The sequence below is a fragment of the Kitasatospora cheerisanensis KCTC 2395 genome, from assembly GCF_000696185.1.
GTDB classification, from domain to species: Bacteria; Actinomycetota; Actinomycetes; order Streptomycetales; family Streptomycetaceae; genus Kitasatospora; species Kitasatospora cheerisanensis.
The window spans coordinates 1,690,841-1,712,567 of record NZ_KK853997.1; the positions used below are offsets into that span (position 1 = coordinate 1,690,841).

A 21,727-nucleotide genomic window follows, 5' to 3' on the forward strand; every position below is an offset into this window, starting at 1 on the left:
GCGTCGGCGGCGTGCAGGGCGGCGCGGGCCGGGTCGGGTTCGGCGCCGGAGTCGTCGATCCAGCCGGCTTCGACGGCGGCGGCGGTCTCCTGCTCGACCTCGGTGAGCCGCTGGCGGAGGTGTTCGGCCTCGGAGCGGGCCTTCTGCGCGGCGGTCGCGGCGGCGGTGGCCTCGGCCTGGGCGGCGGAGCCGTCCTGCTGCAACTCGCCTGCGCGCAGCTCTTCCTGGTCGGCGCGGGTCTCGGCGCTCAGCGCGGCGGATTCGAGGGCGCGGGCGAGCGCGCCGGCGGCCCGGTCGCGGGCGGCGAGGGCGGGGGCGGCGTCGAGTTCGGCCTCCCGGATGGCGGCGGCGACGCGGCTGGCCCGGTCGGCGGCGGCGCGGTGCCTGAGCACCGCCTCGGCGGCCTGCCAGGCGGCGAACTGGGCGCGGGCGTCGGCGAGTTCGCGGCGCAGTCGGGCGGCTTCGGTGGTCGCGGCGTCGAGTCCGAGGGTGGCGTGCCGGTAGGTCAGTTCGGAGACGATCCGGGAGTGCCGGGTGCGGTCGGTCTCGGCGGCGGTGACGGCGCTCGCCGCGGCGGCGACCTCGACGGCGAGGTCGTGGACCCGGTCGCGTTCGACGGCGGAGCGGGCGGACAGCGACAACGCGAGCCTGCGGGTGCGGCGTTCGGCGGCGCGGTGGCCCTCGCGGACGGTCTCCCGGCCGGCGGTGGCGTCGACGATGCGCTGCAGCAGGTCGACGGAGCCGGCGGTGAAGTCGCGTTCGGCGGTGAGTTCGGCGCGCCGGCCGAGCTTGGCGGCGAAGCCGTGGACCAGGTCGGCGAGGCCGTCGGTGTCGCGGGTGTCGGTGACGGCGCGCAGCAGCAGGTCGGTGAAGTCGGCGTCGTTGCGGACCGCGAACAGGCCGGCGGCCTCGCCCTCGTCGGCGTTCATCTCGCGCTGGTAGCGGAACAGTTCGGGGTCGAGGCCGAGCGCGCCGAGGTGCTCGTTCCAGCGGTCGTGGATCTCCTCGAAGGTGACGTCGAGGTAGGGGTGGGCCTTGGCGGCCTCGGTGAGGGCGTCGCGGAAGCCCTTCATGGTGCGGCGGCGGCCGCGGGCCTTCTGGTCGCCGGTCAGGGCGGGCCGTTCGGCGACCGGCAGGCCGTCCAGGGTGAGGCCGGGGCCGGGGCGGAAGGAGTACCAGAGTTCGGCGAACTTCCGCGGGTCGGAGGAGACCTGGCGGCCGCGCCACTCGCTGACCTTGCCGACCACGATGAGTTCGCCGGTGACGGTGTGCTGCCATTCGAGGGCGACGTGGCCGCAGTCGTCGGCCAGCAGGAACTTGCGCAGCACGCCGGAGGACGCGCCGCCGAGGGTGTTGCGGTGGCCGGGCAGCATCACCGAGAAGATCAGCTTGAGCAGGACGGACTTGCCGCCGCCGTTCTCCAGGAAGAGCACGCCGGCGGGCGCGGGGCGGCGCTGCGGGCCCTCGGGCTCCTCGCCGAACAGGCCGATCTGCTGGGGCTGCGGTTCGGGGACCGGCTCGCCGACGCCGCGCAGGTCGAGCACCGTGTCGGCGTAGCGGGCGCCCGCCGGTCCGATCGAGTACAGGCGGACCCGGTTCAGCTCGTACATGTGCGGTGGTTCTCCTGGAGCGGTCAGTTCAGAACGTGGTGACGGGGGGTCAGAGCGAGTGGAACGGGAGTCCGGCGTCGGCGACGAGTTCCTCGCTGTCGTCGGGCGGCAGCAGGGTGGCGGTGCCGTCGCTGACCGGGACGACGCCGAGGTCCAGCAGTTCGCCCATGGCGGCACTGCCGGCCAGGTCGCGGACCTGCAACTGGTAGCGGGCGGTGGTGCGGTAGGTGCCGCCGGCGTCGTCGGAGGTCTTCTGCAGGAAGCCGGAGTCCAGCAGGAAGGACACCGCCTTGGAGACGATGCCGGTGGTGGAGCCGGACAGCCGGCGGGCGTCCTTGGTGGCGCCGGTCGCGGAGCGGCGCGCCCACACCCGCCAGGCGGCCTCCAGGCCGGGGGCGGCGCTGGCCGGGTCGGTGTTGCTGCCCTCGGCGGCGGCGCGCTCCTCCAGGCGGCGGCAGGCCTGCCGGACGAAGGCGTCCACGCCGTTGACGGTGACCCGGCCGAGGTAGCCGTCGTCGGCGAGGTCCTCGGGGCGGGGGAAGGCGAGTGCGGCGACCGCGAGGTGGGCCAGGCCGTGCAGGAAGCGGTCGGTGGACTCGGAGGCGGCGCGGCGCGAGTAGTCGCCCATCCGGACGGCGAACACCGAGTCCTCGGCGGCGGCGACCGCCATGCCGGCGCGGGCCGAGACCTCCAGCACCACCAGGCCCATGCCGGTGGCGACGGCGTCGGCCAGCCGTCCGAACGGCGGGTCGTCGCGGTAGCGGCGGACCAGTTCGGCGTACTCGGCGTCACGGGACGGCAGCAGCTTGGCCTGCAGGCCGAAGGAGACCAGGCGGGCGGCCTCGGCGACGTCGGCCGGGCTGATCGGCGCGTGCGCGGCGGCCGGTTCGGCGTCCTGCGGCGCCCACGCCTCGGTGCTGGTGGTCATGCGGGTGCTCCTTCGGTGCGGGCGGTGCAGGTGCTGCCAGTGCTGCGGGCGGTGCGGGTGCCACGGGCGGTGAGGGCGGCGCGCGTGCCGCGGGCGGCGGGGCGGGCCGACGGGCCGTCAGGTGCGGGGCCGGTCACACCGCGTCCTTGCGGTCGGCGGCCATGCCGGCGGCGTCCAGCAGGGCGCTGCCGACGATCAGGTCCGCGCCGCCGAAGCCCGGGTCGTCCAGGCGGGTGCCGTCGTCGACGGCGAACAGCAGGCGTTCCTCGCCCTGCCGGTAGGCGGTGCCGACCGGCGGGCTGGCGGCGTGCACGGCCAGCAGGGCGACCAGGTAGGCGAGTTCCTCGCCGTCCTCGTCGAGGTCGGTGCCGCGGGCGCGGGCGTCGGCGAGCAGGCCGGACAGGCGGCGGGGCGCGTCGGCGGGCAGGTCCAGCAGGTCGAGGGCGGCTTCCAGTTGGGCTTCGGAGAACCGGCTGTCGTCGGGGGTGGCGACCAGGTCGGGTTCGGGGAGTTCGGCGCCGAGGTGCTCGCGTTCGACGGGCGGGGTGAGCAGCAGGTCGACCAGGTCGCTGACTCGGACCGAGACGGGGGTGCGCAGTCCGGTGCCGCGGGCGAAGAACGCGTCGGTGGGCCGGGTGGCGTCCGCGAGCGGGAGGGTGAGGACCGGTGCGAGGAGTTGACCGTACAGGTCGATGCCGGTGCGGGCGGTGGGTGCGGAGAACGCCTGCCGGTCCTGTTCGGCGCGGAACAGCGGGCCGGCTTCCAGCAGTCGGGTCTGCAGCTGGGTGTGGCGGCGGATGCAGTCCTTGACGATGTCGACGAGTTCGGCGGCGCGCCGCTTGTGCTCGGCGTCGACGCTCTCGTCGCGGGCCTTGCGGATGTTCGTGAGGATGGCGTTCTCGTGCCGGTACCGGTCGGCGATGTGGTCGAGCGCCTCGTCGATCAGGTCGGGGACGGTCTCCATCCAGTCGACCGCGCGGACGTTGCGGCGGGTCGCCTCCAGGGCGCGGCGCAGCGTCTCCGCGTACTGGACGGTGCGGTAGCGGGCCTGTTCGGCGGCGAGTTGGGCGTCGGCGAGGCGGCCGCGGCGGATCAGCACCTCCAGCTTGACCTCGGCGGCGATCTGAGCGCTCGTCACATCGGTGTCCAGCGCGCCGACCAGGACGTTGACCGCCTCGTCGGTGGTGCGCAGGTACACCCCGCCGTCCTGGCCGGGGACTTCCTCGATCAGTTTGAAGTCGTAGTCGCGGCGGGTGTATTCGCCGTCCGGGCCGAAGGTGCCGTAGACGGCGCGGAAGCCGCGGTCCACGCTGCCGACGTTGATCAGCGACTCCAGCACCCAGCGGGCCACCCGCTCGTGCTCGGTGGCGGCCCGCCCGGGGTTCTGGGCGGCGATCCGGGGCTGCAGCCGGCTCAGCACTATGTCGCGGTCGGCCCCGGTGTCGAAGTCCATGTTCAGGGTGACCAGGTCGATGGCGGCGAGGCCGATCTCGGCCATCGTGTAGGAGGCGTACTCGCCGGCCAGGTTGACCTTGCGGCTGTCCAGGTCGTGCAGCGGCGCGGTGCACGCCAGCGCCTTGAGCCGACGGGCGAGTCCCTCGTCGGCGGCCGGTCCGGGGGCGGGCCTGGTGGGCTGGTCTGCGATGGCGGTCACGGGGGACAAGATTAGGGCTTTCCGCGGACAGGTCCGAAACGTCCCCTTTGGGACAGCCTGTTCCAGCGTGTTGAACGCGTTCAAATTCAGGTCTAGAGTCCTTCTCGCGACACCGCGTGCCGTCTCCGGCACCCGCGCATGGAGGGGGAGTCCCCATGTCCGACATCGCCACCGCCCCGACCGGTTCCACCACCGCCGGCCCCGGCCCCGTATCCACCGCCGACACCGCGCTCGTCCGACGCCGGATCAGGCGCTGGCTGTGGCTGTTCATCGTCTGTCTCGCGCTCAGCGGGCTGACCGCGTTCCCCTTGCAGACCGAGACCGCCCTGCTGGTCCGGGCGATGAACCGGAGCGGCCTCGGCGACGCCCTCCCCGCGCTCGACGCCTGGGTGAGCCGGGTCGGCGACGGCGTCGCCGACGGCTACGGCCGCCACCCGTTCCTCGCCTACGGCACCGACTGGCTGGCCTTCGCGCACCTGGTCATCGCGGTCGCGTTCTGGGGCCCGCTGCGCGACCCGGTCCGCAACGTGTGGGTGATCCGCTGGGCGATGATCGCCTGCGGCGGCGTCATCCCGCTGGCGCTGATCTGCGGCCCGCTGCGCGGCATCCCGCTGTTCTGGCAATTCGTCGACATGTCGTTCGGCGTCTTCGGCGTCGTTCCGCTGCTGATCGTGCACCGGCTGATCCGCGCCCTGGAGTGGGACCAGGCCGTCCGCACCCACCACGACTTCGCCCGGGTCGTCCCCAGCCCCTGAGCCTCCGCCAGGTCACCGGCGGCGACCCCGACCGCCGGCGGCCCCGCGCCGTTCCGGCCGCGGCGGCGCTCCGCCGCCCGCCTTCGTGTACCGGTCAAATCCCTTGCCCCCCTTGGCGATCCGGGGTGAGCCTGCTCGTTCCTGCTCCGTCCCAACCCGGTTCGCGCAAAACCCTTCCCCTTCCTGCCCGACTCTGACAAAGTCGTCCGCTATCCGGTACAGGACGACCGGAACGGGGGGTTGGGACATCATGCTCGGCGCTGTCCTGCGCCGGCTGCGCGGCCGCCCGCCGCTGGCCGCCGCGGTGCTCTTCACGATGCCGCCAGGCGCCGGCCGCCCCACTGCCGCCCGGCTCCGGTTCGTGGAGGAGACATGAGCACCCCGGCCCCCTGGGTCCGCACCCGACTGCGCACCGCTCCGCTGGCCGCCCTGCTCACCGCGGTCCTCGCGCTGACCGTGGTGTTCCTGGCCGCCGCCCTGCCCCGCGCCCAGGACCGCAGCGCGGACCGCGCCCTGCGCAGCTACCTGAGCTCCCAGGGCCAGCTGGCCACCGGCGTGCGGGCCTACGCCTCCGACCCGGTGGCCGGCGACCCGGCGAAGGCCCTGGACGACACGGCGGCCCTGCTCGCCGACGCCGCGGGCACGGTCCTCCCGCTCGCCCCGGGCGGACCGGTCTACGGCAGCCGGGCCGTCAAGACCCGCTTCCTGAGCAACCCGTGGCTGTCCCGCCCGGAGGGCGTCTCCCCCGAGTTCGCGCTCAGCTACCTGCACGGCCTCCCCGAGCACGCCCGGCTGACGGCCGGTCAGTGGCCCGGCGCCTCGGCCGACGGGGAGCCGATCCCGGTCGCGCTGTCGGCGGACGCCGCCGCCGCCGTCAAGGCGGACGTCGGCTCGGTGGTCGACGCCACCGGCGGGGCGCCGCACCCGCAGCTCCGGGTGGTCGGCCTGTACACCGTCGACGACCGGTCGGCCCAGCTCTGGGCGGACCAGGTGTGCGCGGTCAAGGTGTGCCGGGCGATGACCGACCCCGGGCCCGGGGAGATCCCGAAGCTGTACTGGTACGCCACCGCACTGGCCGGCCCGGAGAGCATCTCCCGACTGGCCGCCTGGGGCGGCAGCCAGGAGGACTTCTGGCGGGTGCCCGTCCAGGTCGACGCCCTGCGGGCCGACCGGCTCCGGCAGACCTCCTTCGACCTGGCCACGGTCACCGACGGGCCGGTCTCGGTCCGGGTGATCGCGGGCAGCGGACGGCCCCGGATGACGATCGTCTCGGACCTGCGGCGGCTGATCGACGGCGCCCGGCAGCGGCAGAGCGCCATCGACTCTGTCACCGCGATCGGCCCCGCCGGGGCCGCCGGCGTCGGCGCCGTGGTGCTCTGCCTCGCCGCCGCGCTCACCGCCGAGCGGCGCACCACCGAACTGCGGCTGCTCCGCGCGCGCGGCGGCTCGATCGGCGGCAGCGGCGGAATCGTCCGACTGCTGCTCGGCGAGGGCGCGTTGACGGTGCTTCCGGCCGCCGCGCTCGGCGCGCTGCTCGCCTTCACCCTGCTGCCGACGCCGCGCTGGCAGCCCGCTGCCCTCGCCGCCGGCTCGGTCACCCTGCTCGCGCTGCTGGCCTTCCCGCTCCGGGCCGCGCTGCTGCTGCGCGACCGGGCCGGCCGGGGCTGGTACGGCCGCCGGCGCGTGATGGCCGAACTCGCCGTGCTGGCGGCCACGGTGGCCGCTGCCACCCAGGTGCTGCGGCGCGGCGTCGCCCCGCAGGGCGAGGGCGTCGACCCGCTGCTGGTCACCGCTCCGCTGCTGCTCGCCCTCACCGGCGCGCTGCTGCTGGCCCGCCTCCAGCCGTTCCTGATCGGGCTGTCGGCGCGCTGGGCCGGCGCCGCCCCGGAGCGATCGGCTTCCTCGGCCTGGCCCGCGCCGCCCGCGGCAGCGGCCGCGCTCCCGCCCTCGGTGCTGCCGCTGCTCGCCCTGGTCCTCGCCGTCGCCTGCGGCGCGATCGGCGCCGCCGTGCTCAGTTCGGTGAAGGCCGACCGGGGCGACGTCGCCCGCTACCTCATCGGCGGCGACGCCATGGTCCGCGCGAAGGCCCACGGCGCGCTGCCGGACGCCTTCGTCACCGCCGCCGAGAAGCTGCCCGGCGTGGACGTCTCGCTGCCGGTGTGGATCGACGACGACGTCAGCATGCCGCTCCCCAACGGCAGTTCGGTCCTGGTCAACGTGGTGCTGGTCGACCCCGTCAGGTACGCGAAGGTCGCCGAGGTCGCCGGACGCGGCCGGTTCGACCCGGCGCTGCTCACCGCCCGGCCGGGCGAGCCGCTACCCGCCCTGGTCACCAGCGACCTGCCGAACGGCGAGTTCACCCTCCGGCTGTCCACCGGCGAGGGGATCCCGATCCGGACCGTCGGCACCGCCGACGGCACCCCCGCCCGCAGCGAGACGGCGGGCATCACCGTGCTGCTCCCGGCCGGACCCGCCTCCGCACTGATGCCCCGGCTCGGCCGCCCGGTCGAGTGGCTCGCCACCGGCAACCTGGACGACGCCCAAGTGCACGCGCTCGCCCAGCAGTTCCTCGGACCGGCGGCCACCGACTCCGCCGCCGGCCACCTCGCGAAGACCCGCACCGGCGTGGTCGCGGTGCTCGGCAGCGACCCGCTGCAGACCGCCGCCGAGCGGATGTTCTGGGTCTCCGTCGGCATCACCGCGCTGTTCGCGGTGCTGTCCGTGCTGCTGACGCTCCTTCGGGCCGGGCCCGAGCGCGCCGCCACGCTGGCCCGGCTGCGCACCATGGGCCTGCGGCCCCGGCAGGGCCTGGCGCTGATCCTCGCCGAGGCGCTCCCCCAGGCGCTGGTGGCCGCGCTCGGCGGCGCACTGGCCGCGGCCGGCTGCGTGCTGCTGATCGGCCCGGCCGTCGACGTCGCGCCCCTGGTCGGCGCGGCGGACCGGGTCGGCCTGCGGCTCATCGCCCTGCCGATCGTCCAACAGGCTCTCGGGCTGGCCGTGTTGGCGGCCCTCGCGGTGGTGGCCGAGGCCGCCGTCAGCGCCCGTCGGCAGATCACCACCGAACTGCGAGCAGGAGACACCCGATGAGTACTCCGCCCCCGAGCCTGGACGAACTCCGCGCCCGGGCCCTGGCCGCCACCGCCCCCCGCGCCACCCGCACCGACCTCGCCATCAGTTGCGAACGCCTGGTCCGCATCTTCAGCACCGACGGCATCGAGGTCCAGGCCCTCCAAGGACTCGACCTCACCGTCGACCGCGGCGACCTCGTCGCCCTCGTCGGCGCCTCCGGCAGCGGCAAATCCACCCTCCTCAACATCCTCGCCGGCCTCGACACCCCCACCGCCGGCACCGCCACCGTCGCCGGCAGCGACCTCCTCACCATGACCCCCAAGGACCGCCTCCGCTACCGCCGCGACACCGTCGGCTTCATCCGGCAGCAGACCGCCCGCAACCTCCTCCCCTTCCTCACCGCCGCCCAGAACATCGCCCTGCCCATGCAACTGCGCTCCGGCCACCGCGCCGCCAGACACCGCCGCACCCGCGTCACCGAACTCCTCGACGCCCTCGACATCACCCCCCTCGCCGACCGCCGCCCCACCGAACTCTCCGGCGGACAACAGCAACGCGTCGCCATCGCCGTCGCCCTCGCCAACGACCCCGCCGTCCTCCTCGGCGACGAACCCACCGGCGAACTCGACTCCGACACCGCCACCGGCATCTTCGAAGCCTTCCGCACCGTCAACCGCGAACTCGGCACCACCGTCGTCCTCGTCACCCACGACCCCATGGTCGCCGGCGAAGTCCGCCGCACCGTCGCCATCCGCGACGGCCGCACCAGCAGCGAAGTCCTCCGCCGCACCGTCACCGACGAACACGGCCACGAAACCGTCACCGAACGCGAATACGTCATGCTCGACCGCACCGGCCGCATCCAACTCCCCGCCAAATTCCTCACCGCACTCGGCATGGAACACCGCGTCGCCGCCGACCTCGCCACCGACCACATCGCCCTCCACCCCGACAACACCGACTGAACACCCCAGCCGCTAAGTCCTGGGCCGGGCAGCGGAGTTCGGCGGCGCCAGCAGGCGGCGCAGCGCGCTCGGGGTGTGGCCGAGGTGGCGGCGGGCGGTGCGGGTCAGGTGGGCCTGGTCGGCGTAGCCGAGGTCGGCGGCGAGGGCGCCGAGGCTGCTCTCCCCCGCCTCCAGGCGGTCCAGCGCGCGGGCCAGCCGGACCCGGTGGCGGTAGTGGGTGACGGAGACGCCGAGTTCGCGCGGGAAGGCCCGGCTGAGCCGGTACGGGGACGCGCCGAGGAGTTCGGCCAGCGCGAGCAGGGTGCCGGAGGCCGGGTGGTCGGCGGCGATCGCCTCCCGGGCGGCGGCGACCAGTTGACGGTCCTTCACGGCGGACGGCCCGTCCGCGCACGGCGTCGGCCCGTCCGCCGTCCGGGCGACGGCCCTCGCCAGCAGGGTCAGCAGCTCTTCGGTGGCCGCGTAGTCGACGTCGCCGGCACCGGCGGCGCGCAGCAGGCGGCGGTGGGCGAGGTCGAGCGGCGGATCGACGTAGACGGCGGACGGGCGGTGCTTCGCCGCGTCCCCCGCGAGGGTCCGCCACAGCGCCGGCCCGACGGTGATCGCCGTGCAGTGGTCGCCGCCCGCCGGGTGCGCGAAGGACTCCTCCTCGCCGGGCACCGCGAGGTAGCCGAGGCTCGGGTCGAGATCCGCGGCCGTCCGGTCGGCGCGGCGGCGGAAGCGGCCCCGGCGGACCAGCACCACCCGGTGGAAGCCGTGGACTTCGAGCGGCGACCACCGGGTGTGGTCGCTGCGGCAGGCGACGGAGCTGATGTCGAAGTCGGGCCGGGCAGCGAGGCTTTGGACGGAGAGCACGGCCCGAACCGTATACGTCCGGTCGGACAGTGCCGGGCCCCCGCCTGCCCGCAAGGATGTTCAAGACCCGGGCGGCGCGTCCGGGCGAGGCTGCTCCCCGGAGCCGGTTCGGCTTCCGCCAACAGCCCTATCCCTTCGAGGAGTTCGCCCGTGTCCGCCCTCTCCAGGCTCACCGCCGTCCACGTCGACTGCGCCGATCCGATCAAGCTCGCCGCCTTCTACCAGCAGGCCACCGGCTGGCAACTGACCGACAGCGGCGAGGAGTTCGCCGCCCTCGACGCCGGCGCCGGCGGGCCCGCGCTGGGCTTCGTCCGCGTCCCGGACCACCGCGCCCCGCAGTGGCCGGACGGCGCCAAGCGCCTCCACCTCGACTTCGCCGTCGCCGACCTGGACCGCGCCGTCGCGGACCTGCTCCGACTCGGCGCCGTCAAGCCCGCGTTCCAGCCCGGCGCGGGCGCCTGGGTGGTCCTCCTCGACCCCGAGGGCCACCCGTTCTGCCTCGCGCCCGCCACCACCGACTGACCGCCCACCCCGACCTCCCGGAGCACCCGTTCATGGCAACGATCCACCGCGAGACCCTGATCGACACCGCACCCGACAGCGCCTGGGCCGCGATCCGCGACTGGGGCTCCGTCCACCGCCGGCTCGCGCCCGGCTTCGTCACCGACACCCGGGTCGACGGCGACGTCCGGGTGGTGACCTTCGAGGACGGCACGGTCGTCCACGAGCTCGTGGTCTCGCTGGACGACGAAACCCGCCGCATCGCCTACACGCTGGTCGGCGGCTCGTTCTCGACCGTCCACCACCACGCCTCGATGCAGGTGTTCGCCGAACCCGACGGCCGCGCCCGCTTCGCCTGGACCACCGACGTCCGGCCCGCCGACCTGGCGGGGCCCATCGCCGCGATGGTCGACCGGGGCATCGAGGTGATCCGCCGCACCCTGGCGGACGCGACCTGACGCGACGTCAACCAGTGGCACGGCAGCGCGGATCGGCGGACCGGGCCGGCCACTGGACGGCTCCGGGGGCGGCGCGGCGGCCCGCCCCCGGAGCCGGCCGCGCGTCGGCCGCGCGCCGGCCGTCAGCGCTCCGGGTCCCACTCCACCAGCTGGTCGAAGACGCTCCGGTCGCCGCCGAGCTCCAGGTCGTCCAGCGGGATGCGGCCGTAGAACGCGAGCACCAGGTCGCTCGCCGTGCCGTGCGCGGTGGCCACGGCGTCCGTCCGCTCGCCGGGCAGCACGACGAAACTCGCGCCGGCGGCGGAGAGTTCGTTGCGCCAGGACCGTCCCTCGGTGACGTGGTAGTCGACGGCGCCGGGCTCGTGCGGCCAGGCCTCCGTGGTGGTGCAGAAGGTGGACAGGAACTCCTCCACGCCGTCGATCGCCACCTCGACCGGCACCGGCTCGGCCGCGCCCGCGGCGAGCTGCGCGTCATAGGTGTGCACCGCGACCTCGTGCAGCTGCCGCCGGGCCACGCCGGCGGCCGTCAGCGGGGTCTGCGACTTGCCCCACCAGCCCCAGCAGGCGCGGTCCGGGCCGGCCTCGCGCAGCGCGTCGAGCAGCAGGCCCGTCGACTCGGCCAGCCAGCCGAGCAGCGCCTCGCGCTCCTCGGGCGCGACGGCCCCCTCCCCCGGGTCGGCCTTGGCGGTGGCCTCCGGACCGGCCGCGACGGTCGCCGCCCACGCCCGGCGGCCCTCGCCCACGTGCTGCGCCAGGTCGCGCAGCGTCCACTCCGGGCAGCTCGGCACCCGGACGTCCGGGCCGGGCGCGGCGGCGATCGCGGCGCGGAAGGCCGCCGAGCGGTCGTCGATCAGTCGCAGCAGGTCGGCGAACTCAAGATCCTTTTTCACGCGTGGATGTCTACCACCGCTGTCCGCCCACCGGACAGCGGTTTTCCGCGCCCGCCACCGCCGCAGCTCGCCCGCCCGTCGCCGCCGTAGGGCGAGAAGGCCGGCCTGCGGGGCTCACCAGCGCATCCGCACGTCCTCCGCCCAGCCCAACAGCCCGTCCACGGCGACCTTTTCGCCGTCGTCCGTGCGGATCGTGCCCCGGTAGTGGCCGAAGCACTGGTCGGTGCGGTTCGCGAGCAGGCCGGCCTCGGTGCGGGTGCGGCGGTCGTGGAAGGGGGTGAAGGTCAGGTCGACCTGGTCGTCGCCGGGGGTGGTGATCCGCCAGGGGGCGAGCGGGTCGGCGGGGTCGTAGTGCCAGTCGAGTTCGGCGCCGAGCTTGCTGAGGCGGCCGTCCACGCAGAGCGCGTTCTCGGTGGCGCCCGTCCCGGCCGTCCACTGGCCGCCGAACTGGAGGCCGACCACCCGGCCGTCGGTGCGGCCGGACGCGGCACCCCAGTTCCAGCCGAGCGAGCGCGGCCAGCGGCCCCGGCCGTGGTCGAGGACGCCCCACGCGTCGGCGCCGAACCCGTAGCTGCGGTCGCCGAGTCGGACGGTGCCGGTGGCGGGGAGGGCGGTGTGCTTGGAGGTGTACTGAAAGCGCTTTCCGTCCCAGGGGACGACCACCGACAGCGTCTCGTGGCCGGCGGGCCGGGCCACCAGCAGGTCGACTTCGAGCGGCCGAAGGTCGGCGGTGAGCGCGCGGGCCCGCAGCCGGGTGCCGGCGGGCTCCTGACGGATCGTCACCCGGACCTGCCGACGGCTGGGGCGCTCGGGCCCGACGGCGAGGTCCGCGCCGTGCGGGCCACCGGAGCCGGCGATGCCCTCGGGGAGGGCGGTGCGGCGGTGCGGCAGGCCGGGGGCGATCGCGGTCCGCTCGTGGTCCTCCAGGACGCCGTGCTCGTCCCAGGCGAGGAAGTACACGGCGTCGAGGGTGAGGAAGTCGAGGTCGCTGACGGTCAGCGCGAGCAGGTGGGTGGGCGTGGTGACGCACCAGTACTCCCACCGCTTGGTGCGTCCCCAGCCGCGCAGGTTGGCCCGGTGCAGCGGGGTGCGGGACCAGCCGACCGCGTCGGGGTTGAGCTGCCCGTCCGGGCCGCACAGGTCGACGGGTTCGGTGATCTCACGCTCATGGGTCGCCATTCGCGCACCCTACTGCCGCGGCCCGGGCGAAAGCCACGGGCCGTCCGCACCCCGGAGTGGAGTGCGGACGGCCCCTCGGAAAGCAGTGGCGGACGGCTACTTGACGGCCGCGCCCTCGGCCGCGCCCTTGCCGGCGGCGGTCCCGTCCCCGCCGTCCACGACGGTCAGCACGGGAGCCGCGGCGGCCTTCGCGGCGGCGGCCCGGCGGACGCCGGGGATCGCCAGCGTGACCAGGGCGGCCAGCACCGCCGCGCCCGCGCCGATCACGAAGGCGGTGCGGAAACCGCTTTCCGACGGCAGCGTGCGGCCGTGGAAGTCGATGGTCAGGTGCGCCAGCACGACGCCGATGACGGCGGAGGAGGTGGAGGTGCCGATGGACCGCATCAGGGCGTTCAGCCCGTTCGCGGCGGCCGTCTCGGAGGCCGGGACGGCGCCCATGATCAGCGCGGGCATGGCCGCGTAGGCGAACGCGATGCCGCCGCTGATCAGGCAGGAGAACACCAGGACGCCCCAGGCGTGGCCCATCAGGGCGAGGGCGGCGAGGTAGCCGCCGGTGATGATGACGGCGCCGACGAACAGCGAGACCTTGGGGCCCTTGGCCCGGGACAGCTTGGCGGAGATCGGCGAGAGCAGCATCATCACCAGGCCCGCGGGGGCCATCCACAGACCGGCCTGGACCATCGACTGGCCGAGGCCGTAGCCGGTGGAGGTGGGCATCTGGAGCAGCTGCGGGGAGACCAGGCTCATCGCGTACATCGCGAAGCCGACCACCACGGAGGCCGCGTTGGTCATCAGCACCTGGCGGCGGGCGCTGGTGCGCAGGTCGACCAGCGGCTGGTCGGTGCGCAGCTCCCACCAGCCCCAGATCGGGAACACGACCACCGCGACGGCGAACATGCCGAGCGTGGAGCCGGAGGCCCAGCCCCAGTCGCCGCCCTTGGAGACGGCGAGCAGCAGGGCGACCAGGCCGATGGTGAGGCCGACCGTGCCGACCACGTCGAAGCGTCCGCCGGAGCGGACCGGCGACTCGGGGACGAACGCGACGACGGCGCCGGCGATCAGCGCGCCGAGCGCGGCCGAGATCCAGAACAGGGCGTGCCAGCTGGTGTTCTCGGCGATGACGGCGGACAGCGGCAGGCCGAACGCGCCGCCGATGCCGAGCGAGGAGCTCATCAGCGCCATCGAGGAGCCGAGCTTCTGCGGCGGCAGCTCGTCGCGCATGATGCTGATGCCGAGCGGGATGACGCCGGCGCCGACGCCCTGAAGGGCGCGGCCGACCACCATCGGTGCCAGCGAGCTGCTGAAGCCGCAGATCAGCGAGCCGATGACGAGCAGGGCGAGGCTGATCAGCAGCACCTTGCGCTTGCCGTACATGTCGCCGAGCCGGCCGAGCACCGGGGTGGCGACCGCGCCGGCCAGCAGGGTGGCGGTGATCGCCCAGGACGCGTTGGCGGCGGAGGTGTGGAGCAGGTCCGGCAGTTGGGGGATCAGCGGGACGACCAGGGTCTGCATCAGCGAGACCACGATGCCCGCGCCGGCGAGCACTCCGACGACGGGGCCGGTGCGTGCCTGACTCATGGGGTTCTTCTCATCTCTCGACAGCCAGATCGGTAGCCGGGTTCGGCTCGGCTTGGCTCGGTGTACGACTCGTCATTGAATATGCATGATGCACATAATGTGTACCATACACATACCGCGCTCGCGGGATATGCTGCCGAAAAGTGACGCAAGGGACGGAGGAGCATGCGGCACCCCAAGGAACTCGCGCTGATCGAGCGGGAGATGATGCTGCTCAGCCGGCACCAGGTGCTCGCCACCACCCGCACCTCCGGCGGCGCCGACAGCCAGGAGCGGCTGGAGCGCAGCGCGTACACCCTGCTCAGCCGGATCGAGACCGAAGGCCCGCTCACCATCGGCCAGCTCGCCGAGGCCTTCGGCCTGGACACCTCCACCGTCAACCGGCAGACCGCCGCCATGCTGCGGGCCGGCCTGGTCGACCGGATCCCCGACCCGGACGGCGGGGTGGCCCGCAAGCTGCGCATCACCGACGAGGGCATGCGCCGCCTCCACCACGACCGCGAGTGGTCGATCCAGGGCCTGGCCAAGGTGGTCGGCGACTGGACGACCGAGGACCTCGCCGAGTTCGCCGACATACTGGAACGCTTCAACCGCGACATCGAGAAGCTCCAGGGCCGGCCCTGGCCGCGCGCCTGAGGCGCTGCCCCGCTTCCGACGGGCCGCTCCTGACGCTCCGTCCGGCCCCCTGCTCGCTGCCGGGGCCGCTCTTCCGACCCCGCGTCAATTCGCGCCGCCCGCCGCGCCGCACCCGAGCGGGTGGCCCCCGCGCCGGCGGTTCGGGAGCTGACGGGTAAAACCTGTCGCCCGGGGTCCGGCAGCCGCCCCCGGCGAAACGATCAGGCCCTACGATCACCCCCAGGAGCGGGCGCCCGGGCCCCGGGTCGGTCCGCGCGCGGAAGGGCGGACGAGACGAAGTGGCCGACACGGTGATCGACCTCAATGCGGATCTCGGCGAGGGCTTCGGCCGCTGGAGCCTCACCGACGACGAGGCCCTGCTGTCGGTGGTCACCAGCGCCAACGTCGCCTGCGGCTTCCACGCCGGCGACCCGTCCACCATGCGCCGGGTCTGCGCGCTGGCCGCCGAGCGCGGGGTGCGGATCGGCGCCCAGGTCTCCTACCGCGACCTCGCCGGGTTCGGCCGCCGCGCGATGGACGTCCCGCCGGACGAGCTCGCCGACGAGATCGCGTACCAGATCGGCGCCCTCCAGGTGTTCGCCCGCGCTGCCGGCTCCCGGGTCTCCTACGTCAAGCCGCACGGCGCGCTCTACAACCGGGTGGTGCACGACAACGAGCAGGCGGAGGCAGTGGTTTCGGGCGTCCTGCGGTCCGGCGCGATCTGCGACGGCCCGCTGCCGCTGCTCGGCCTGCCCGGCTCCCGCCTGCTGGCCGTCGCGGAGGGCGTCGGACTCCCCGTCGTCACCGAGGCGTTCGCCGACCGGGCCTACACCTGGGCCGGCACCCTCGTCCCGCGACGCGACCCGGACGCCGTCGTCCACGACCCCGAGGCGGTCATCGCGCGCGCCGTCGGGATCGCCCGCGACGCCACCGTCACCGCCGTCGGCGGCGAGCCGATCGCCGTCCACGCCCGCTCGCTCTGCGTCCACGGCGACACCCCCGGCGCCGCCCAACTCGCCTGGCGGGTCAGGGGCGCGCTCGCCTCCGCGGGCGTCCGGGTGGAGGCCTTCAGCTGACGGCTCGTCGGCACCCGGCGCCGGCCCGGAGAATTTCTCGGATTCGCGCCGCCGCAGCCGTCCGGAATCACCCCGTGCGGGCCCTCCGCGAGGCCCGCACGCCCCTCCCGCCCCCACCCGCGACCGTGGCAGCGGACCCCCTCCGAAACCCCCCGCCGCGCGCCCCACACAGCCTCGCCACACCGCCTCTGACCTGGTGTTTTCCCGAATTTCCCCTAGGGTTGGGCGCACTGCCGGAGACGTCGGAGGGGACAGTGCGGTGACGGAGTACGACGCCACCTCGATCGTGGTGCTGACGGGCGTGGAAGCGGTCCGGAAACGGCCCGGGATGTACATCGGATCGACCGGGGAGCGGGGCCTGCACCACCTGCTGTACGAGGTCATGGAGAAGGCGGCGGCCGAGGTCCTGCACGGGCGCGCCCGCACCGTGGAGGTGACCCTGCTGGCCGACGGGAGCGCCCGGGTCGCCCACGACGGCGTCCACCGGCACTGCCTGGCCGACGAGTTGACGACCATGCCGACCTCGTGGCGGACCGGGCGGCAGATCATTGGCTGGTACGCGCTCGGCCTGTTCGTGGTCAACGCGCTCACCGACCGGCTGGTCGCGGAGGAGCGACGCGACGGCGTCACGAGCCGTCAGGAGTACGCTCGCGGCGAGCCGGTGGGCCCCGGCGGCACCGGTCCTGATCCTGGTACCGGTACCGGTACCGGTACCGGTACCGGTACCGGCAGTGGCACTGGCACGACGATCACCTTCCGGCCCGACCCGGAGATCTTCCCGGCCGTGTCGTTCGACCGGAACGCCCTGGCCGCCCGGTTCCGCGAACTCGCCGTGCTGAACCGGACCTTGGACCTGACCCTGACCGACGAACGCGGCCCGGTCCCGTACTCCGAGCGCTTCCACGCGCCGGGCGGCGTCCGGGAGTACCTCGCCCTGCTCGGCGCCGACCCGGCCGGCGCGATCCTCGTCGAACGCGAGGACCCCCGGATGGGCGGCTCGATGGAGATCGCCGTCGACCCGTCGGGCCGGGGCGGCCCGCAGGTCGCGGAGTTCGCCAACTCCCTCCCCACCCGCGGTGGCAGCCACGTCGCGGGCTTCCAGGACGGCGTGACGGCGGCACTCGGCCCGGACACTCGGCTGACGGCGGTCGTCTCGGTGAAGCTGGACGACCCCGAGTTCGAGGGTTCCTGCCGCGACGTCCTCGGCAACGGCCCGGTCCGGGCCTGCGTCGCGGAAGCCGTCCAGCAGGCACTGGAGGCGTGGCGGGAGCGGACGCCGGTGAACTGAGGCAGCCTCAGACCTCGGCCCGGGGCCGCTCCGGGTCGAGGTACCGCACCGCGACCGCCGCACTGTGCGGACCCAGCAGGTCGGCCAACTCCCCTGCCGCCGCGACCAGCTGCTCCTCGTCCGGGCGCAGCGTCTCCAGCACGAACAGCGCGTCGGTCGAGTGCTCGGTGACCCTGGTGCGGTGCGCGTCGCGGTGGTTCCAGTGGCGGGTGAGCACTCCCGCCGCGTCCTGGTAGACCACCTCCCCGGCCTTGGGCTGCTCCACCACGTCCGGCTCCCCGAGCGGCGTGAACTCCTCGTCGCCGTCGGCGAACCGGATCACCACCTCGCCCCGCACCGCCGCCAGGTCGAACGCCCCGGCGGGCAGCCCGTGCCGGACCGAGACCGCGTTGTACGAGTCCACCGCCGGGTTGATCCGGGGCAACCCGCCCTGCTTGGCGAGACGCCGCCCGAGAGCGTCCACGCTCGGACGGATCCGGCGCGGATTGGTCCCGAACGCCCGGTACGCGGCGTGCCACACGGCGATCCGCTCATCCTGTTCGTCGGCCGGCTGCCAGTCCCCGCCCGCGAGTTGGCGCTCCAGCAGGTCCAGCGCGGCAGCGGTGGCGGGCCAGGGCTCGCTGCCGCGAACGCCGTGGGCGGTGACCAGGGCGATCCGGGCAGTCGGAAAGGCCTCGGCGACGGCGGGGTGCAGGTGCACGGACGTCATGGGGGTGGTGCTCCGTTCAACAGGCGTTCGGGGTACGGGGGTTGGGCCCGGGCCGGCAGGTCACGGGGCCAGCAGGTCGGGGGCGGCAGTCCGGACGGCGGCGAACGCCTGCCCGACGGCCGGGTGCTCGGAGGTCGTTGGCCGGGTGCTCCCTTCAACAAGCGCTCGCAAAACGGCGGTTGGGCCGGGAGGGCGGCGGGGTCAGGCGAGGGCCAGCAGTCCGACCGCGACGGCGGCTGCGCCCAGGCCGGCCAGTTGGCCGCGGTGGATGCGTTCGGCGAGGACGGCGCGGGCCAGCAGGACGGTGCCGGCCGGGTACAGGGCGGTGATCACGGCGACCACCGTGAGGTCACCGCTCCGGGCGGCCAGCAGGAACAGCACGCTGGCCATCGAATCCAGCACTCCCGCCGCGGCCGCCAGCCGGTACGCGGGGCGCTCGGGCCCGAGACGGCGGCGCAGCAGCGCGGCGGCGGTCAGGGTGAGCGCGGAGGTGACGGCGCGACCGACGATCAGCGGGGCGATGCCGCTGCCGGCCGGGGCCTGGTGCAGGCAGACCAGTTGCACGGCGATCGCGCCGCCCGCGCCGAAGGCCAGCAGCAGCGCGAGCCGCGTCACCCGGGCCCGGCCGTTCGCCGAGCCCGCGCTCACCAGCACCACGGCGAGCAACGCCAGCGGCAGGCCCACCAGCCCGGCGGCGCCCAGTTGTTCGCCCTGCAGCAGGCCGACGGCGACCGGCAGCGCGGCCGACACCAGTGCCGTCACCGGCGACAGCACGTTCATCGGACCGATCGCCAACGTCCGGTACAGCAGCGCGAACGCACCCGCGGAGGCGGCGCCGGACGCCGCACCCCAGCCGATCGCACCCGCACTGAACTCCGCGCCGAGCACCGGCCACATCACCAACTCGACCGCCAGGCTCGCCGGAGCGGCGATCAGCACCGTGCGCAGCACGTGCGCGCGGCGCGCGCCCAGGCCGCCGAGAAAGTCGGCGCAGCCGTAGGCGAGCGAACTGCCGAGGGCCAGTAGCAGAGCGATCATGACGCTTCCCCAACCATGGATCGGAACCACCCGAACGGTACAACAGGCTGAACGAAGCAGGCCAACACAGTGACCGCCGATTCTGTTCCCCGCGCACGCAGGACCACCTCCCGACCCGGCCGCTTCGGGCTCACCGCTCGCGGAACTCCATGTCGCGCGGCGCCCGTTGGGCGACCGGCACACGGTGCAGCGAGCGGAGCGCTTGCCCGGGCCGCCCGGAAGGCGCATGCCGCCCCCACCCGGAAAGCGCTTGCCGCGCGCCCCCGCCGAGTGTTCAGCTCACCCCATGGACGTCCGCCTGCGCACCGACCGGCTCACCTTGCGCCGCCTCTCCTCCGCCGACCTCCCTGCCGTCACCGAGCTGTGCGGCAGCCCCGAGGTGATGCGGTACCTGGACGACGGCCGCCCGATGACTCCGACCCGGGTCGCCGAGGAGGTGCTTCCGGCACTGCTGGGCGAGTACGACCGACTGCCGGAGGGGCTCGGCTGCTGGGCGCTCGCGACGGACGGGGCAGACTTCCTCGGCTGGGCCGCGCTGCGTCCGGCGCACTCGGTGGGCCTGGAGACCGGGCCGACCGCCGGCCTGGAGGTCGGCTACCGCCTGCTGCCCGCCGCCTGGGGCCGGGGGTACGCCACCGAGGCGGCGCTCGCCCTGGTGCGTGCCGCATTCGCCGAACTGCGGGCGGATCGGGTGGTGGCCACCACGATGGCGGTGAACTCCGGCTCCCGCCGAGTACTGGAGCGGGCCGGCCTGCGCCACGTCCGGACGTTCTTCGAGGACTGGCCGGACCCGATCCCCGGCAGCGAGCACGGCGACGTGGTGTACGAGCTGACCCGCTCCGAGTGGTCGGCAGGCCGCGCGAACTGACGGCTCATCGGCCACGCCGAGCGGGCGACTGCCAGGGGTCGACGTCGCTTTGATGACGATATGAGCGGCCATGCCCGATTACGACGTCCGCGACACCTGGAGCCCCTATCATGCGGCCACACCGGACCGCGCCCCGAGCCGCCGCCGGGCCACCCCACGAGCGAACAGGACCAACGCCATGCTGAACCACCGGGAGATATCCGCGGGGGTAGTCCGATGATCGACTGGCTCCACGGGGCCGTGCTCGGCCTGGTCCAGGGCCTGACCGAGTTCCTGCCGGTCTCCTCCAGCGCCCACCTGCGGGTGTTCTCCGCCCTCGCCGGCTGGGACGATCCGGGTGCGGCGTTCACGGCGGTGACGCAGCTCGGCACCGAGTCCGCGGTGCTGATCTACTTCCGGCGCGACATCGCCGCGATCATCAAGGCCTGGACGCTTTCGCTGTTCCGCGCGGAGTGGCGCCGCGACCAGAACGCCAAGCTCGGCTGGTACGTCATCGTCGGCACGCTGCCGATCGGCATCATCGGCAAGCTGTTCCAGGACACCATCGAGACCACGCTGCGCGACCTGCGGCTGATCGGCACCACGCTGATCGTGTTCGGCCTGATCCTCGCCGTCGCCGACCGCTCGCGCGCGGTCCGCAACGCCCGGCCGATCAGTTCGCTGACCTTCCCGCACGCGCTGATGTACGGCGCGGCGCAGTCGCTGGCGCTGATCCCGGGCGTCTCCCGCTCCGGCGGCACTATCAGCGCCGGCCTGTTCCTCGGCTACAGCCGCGAGGCGGCCGCCCGGTACTCGTTCCTGCTGGCCATCCCGGCGGTGCTCGCCTCCGGCACGCTCGAACTCTTCAAGATCGGCGAGGGTCCGGCGCCCGCCTGGGGTCCGACCGTCCTGGCCACCGTGATCGCCTTCGCGGTCGGGTACGCGGCCATCGCCTGGTTCCTGAAGTACATCTCGCACAACAGCTTCATGCCGTTCGTGATCTACCGCGTCCTGCTCGGCATCACCATCATCGCCCTGGTCACCGCGGGCACCCTCGCCCCGGACGCGGGCGCGGTGCACTGACGCTCCCCCAGGGGCGGGCACCGGGTGCTCCCGGCGGCCCGCCCCTTCTCGCGCGCCCACCGGAGCGGTGAACCCCGAGCGGCACACCCCGACCGACACACCCGAGCGTCACACCCGCGCGCCGCCGAACCTCGTTGCTTGTCGATCTCATGTGCGATTGGATGCGGTGCCATGACTCTCGCTTGGAAACTGGTCGTGGACAGCGCCGATGCCTCCGCCATCGCCGAGTTCTGGGGCGCCGCCCTCGAGTACGAGGTCGAGGACCCGACCGCGCTGATCGACTCCCTGCTCGCCGGCGGCCGCCTGCCCGCCGCCGCGGTCCGTGAACTCCCGGACGGGCGCAAGCAGTTCCGCGGCTACTCGGCCGTCCGCCACCCCGAGGACCCGTACGACCCCACGAGCGGCGTCGGCAAGGGTCGCCGCATCCTGTTCCAGGACGTGCCCGAACCCAAGTCCGGCAAGAACCGCCTGCACCTCGACGTCCACTCCGACGGCCGCCTCGAAGCCACGGTCGCCCGCCTGGAGTCCCTCGGCGCCACCCGCGTCAAGGAGCACGACCAGGGCCCCATCGGCCACTGGTGGGTCATGCTCGATCCCGAGGGCAACGAGTTCTGCGTCGCCTGACGGGCCGT

General features: G+C 74.2%; 20 protein-coding genes and 1 pseudogene. 12 read left to right on the forward strand and 9 right to left on the reverse strand.

The genetic code is table 11. The features are described 5' to 3' along the window. The 3 genes and pseudogenes from KCH_RS07600 to KCH_RS07610 form a co-directional block, all read right to left on the reverse strand. Window positions 1-1,610 (reverse strand): annotated as a pseudogene (locus KCH_RS07600) (hypothetical protein); the annotation flags it as partial. A gap of 49 nt (window positions 1,611-1,659) precedes the next feature. Then, window positions 1,660-2,538: a hypothetical protein gene (locus tag KCH_RS07605; RefSeq protein ID WP_035860515.1), complete on the reverse strand. Its 879-nt coding sequence runs from the start codon at window positions 2,536-2,538 to the stop codon at window positions 1,660-1,662. A 133-nt stretch (window positions 2,539-2,671) separates the two neighbouring features. Next, the gene (locus KCH_RS07610) at window positions 2,672-4,192 is read right to left on the reverse strand and encodes a hypothetical protein (RefSeq protein WP_035860517.1); all 1,521 of its coding nucleotides are present in this window, start codon (window positions 4,190-4,192) and stop codon (window positions 2,672-2,674) included. A 155-nt stretch (window positions 4,193-4,347) separates the two neighbouring features. Between KCH_RS07610 and KCH_RS07615 the strand changes: the two genes are divergently transcribed. The 4 genes from KCH_RS07615 (at window position 4,348) to KCH_RS07625 (ending at window position 8,981) form a co-directional block, all read left to right on the forward strand. Then, a complete protein-coding gene (locus tag KCH_RS07615; protein WP_244305227.1) occupies window positions 4,348-4,947 on the forward strand; it encodes a hypothetical protein in 600 nt (199 codons plus the stop codon). Window positions 4,948-5,197: 250 nt separating this feature from the next. Continuing rightward, window positions 5,198-5,323 (forward strand): hypothetical protein, encoded by a 126-nt coding sequence (locus tag KCH_RS45880; protein WP_279635837.1) that lies wholly within the window; start codon window positions 5,198-5,200, stop codon window positions 5,321-5,323. Further along, window positions 5,320-8,034, forward strand: a complete 2,715-nt coding sequence (locus KCH_RS07620; protein ID WP_035860519.1) for a hypothetical protein — start codon at window positions 5,320-5,322, stop codon at window positions 8,032-8,034. Before KCH_RS45880 ends, KCH_RS07620 begins: the two co-directional genes overlap by 4 nt. Next, the gene (locus KCH_RS07625) at window positions 8,031-8,981 is read left to right on the forward strand and encodes an ABC transporter ATP-binding protein (protein WP_035860522.1); all 951 of its coding nucleotides are present in this window, start codon (window positions 8,031-8,033) and stop codon (window positions 8,979-8,981) included. Before KCH_RS07620 ends, KCH_RS07625 begins: the two co-directional genes overlap by 4 nt. 12 nt (window positions 8,982-8,993) lie before the next feature. Here the strand turns inward: KCH_RS07625 and KCH_RS07630 are convergent, their stop codons facing one another. Next, entirely contained in the window at window positions 8,994-9,833 is an 840-nt protein-coding gene (locus KCH_RS07630) for a helix-turn-helix transcriptional regulator (RefSeq protein WP_157031942.1), read from the reverse strand. A gap of 150 nt (window positions 9,834-9,983) precedes the next feature. Between KCH_RS07630 and KCH_RS07635 the strand changes: the two genes are divergently transcribed. Further along, window positions 9,984-10,355 carry a VOC family protein gene (locus KCH_RS07635; RefSeq protein ID WP_035860524.1) on the forward strand — a complete coding sequence of 124 codons (372 nt, stop codon included), beginning with the start codon at window positions 9,984-9,986 and terminating at the stop codon, window positions 10,353-10,355. Window positions 10,356-10,387: 32 nt separating this feature from the next. Further along, window positions 10,388-10,792 (forward strand): SRPBCC family protein, encoded by a 405-nt coding sequence (locus KCH_RS07640; RefSeq protein ID WP_035860527.1) that lies wholly within the window; start codon window positions 10,388-10,390, stop codon window positions 10,790-10,792. A gap of 122 nt (window positions 10,793-10,914) precedes the next feature. On the opposite strand, the gene KCH_RS07645 is transcribed toward KCH_RS07640, so the two are convergent. The 3 genes from KCH_RS07645 to KCH_RS07655 form a co-directional block, all read right to left on the reverse strand. Next, window positions 10,915-11,682: a maleylpyruvate isomerase family mycothiol-dependent enzyme gene (locus KCH_RS07645; protein WP_035860530.1), complete on the reverse strand. Its 768-nt coding sequence runs from the start codon at window positions 11,680-11,682 to the stop codon at window positions 10,915-10,917. 114 nt (window positions 11,683-11,796) lie between these two features. Further along, window positions 11,797-12,861 carry a DUF2804 domain-containing protein gene (locus tag KCH_RS07650; protein WP_035860533.1) on the reverse strand — a complete coding sequence of 355 codons (1,065 nt, stop codon included), beginning with the start codon at window positions 12,859-12,861 and terminating at the stop codon, window positions 11,797-11,799. 96 nt (window positions 12,862-12,957) lie between these two features. Continuing rightward, window positions 12,958-14,439, reverse strand: a complete 1,482-nt coding sequence (locus KCH_RS07655; RefSeq protein ID WP_084223355.1) for an MFS transporter — start codon at window positions 14,437-14,439, stop codon at window positions 12,958-12,960. Between the two features lie 165 nt (window positions 14,440-14,604). Here KCH_RS07655 and KCH_RS07660 point away from each other — a divergent pair, with 165 nt between their 5' ends. From KCH_RS07660 to KCH_RS07670, 3 genes are all read left to right on the forward strand, one after another. After that, complete coding sequence (locus KCH_RS07660) at window positions 14,605-15,075, forward strand: MarR family winged helix-turn-helix transcriptional regulator (protein WP_035860535.1); 471 nt, start codon at window positions 14,605-14,607, stop codon at window positions 15,073-15,075. A 278-nt stretch (window positions 15,076-15,353) separates the two neighbouring features. Further along, window positions 15,354-16,130, forward strand: coding sequence for a LamB/YcsF family protein (locus KCH_RS07665; RefSeq protein WP_244305229.1), 777 nt, complete (start codon window positions 15,354-15,356; stop codon window positions 16,128-16,130). Window positions 16,131-16,389: 259 nt separating this feature from the next. After that, entirely contained in the window at window positions 16,390-17,418 is a 1,029-nt protein-coding gene (locus KCH_RS07670) for a DNA topoisomerase subunit B (RefSeq protein ID WP_051652856.1), read from the forward strand. A gap of 7 nt (window positions 17,419-17,425) precedes the next feature. On the opposite strand, the gene KCH_RS07675 is transcribed toward KCH_RS07670, so the two are convergent. Both KCH_RS07675 and KCH_RS07680 read right to left on the reverse strand, forming a co-directional pair. Continuing rightward, on the reverse strand, window positions 17,426-18,127 hold the full coding sequence (locus KCH_RS07675) for a B3/B4 domain-containing protein (protein ID WP_035860538.1): 702 nt from the start codon (window positions 18,125-18,127) through the stop codon (window positions 17,426-17,428). A 201-nt stretch (window positions 18,128-18,328) separates the two neighbouring features. Beyond that, entirely contained in the window at window positions 18,329-19,165 is an 837-nt protein-coding gene (locus KCH_RS07680) for an EamA family transporter (protein WP_035860540.1), read from the reverse strand. Between the two features lie 286 nt (window positions 19,166-19,451). Between KCH_RS07680 and KCH_RS07685 the strand changes: the two genes are divergently transcribed. The 3 genes from KCH_RS07685 to KCH_RS07695 all read left to right on the forward strand — a co-directional run bounded on the left by KCH_RS07685 (window position 19,452) and on the right by KCH_RS07695 (window position 21,719). Continuing rightward, window positions 19,452-20,033, forward strand: a complete 582-nt coding sequence (locus KCH_RS07685; protein ID WP_035860553.1) for a GNAT family N-acetyltransferase — start codon at window positions 19,452-19,454, stop codon at window positions 20,031-20,033. A gap of 219 nt (window positions 20,034-20,252) precedes the next feature. Beyond that, window positions 20,253-21,095: an undecaprenyl-diphosphate phosphatase gene (locus KCH_RS07690; protein ID WP_425268888.1), complete on the forward strand. Its 843-nt coding sequence runs from the start codon at window positions 20,253-20,255 to the stop codon at window positions 21,093-21,095. A 171-nt stretch (window positions 21,096-21,266) separates the two neighbouring features. Then, the gene (locus tag KCH_RS07695; RefSeq protein WP_035860561.1) at window positions 21,267-21,719 is read left to right on the forward strand and encodes a VOC family protein; all 453 of its coding nucleotides are present in this window, start codon (window positions 21,267-21,269) and stop codon (window positions 21,717-21,719) included. The last annotated feature ends 8 nt before the right edge of the window (window positions 21,720-21,727 follow it).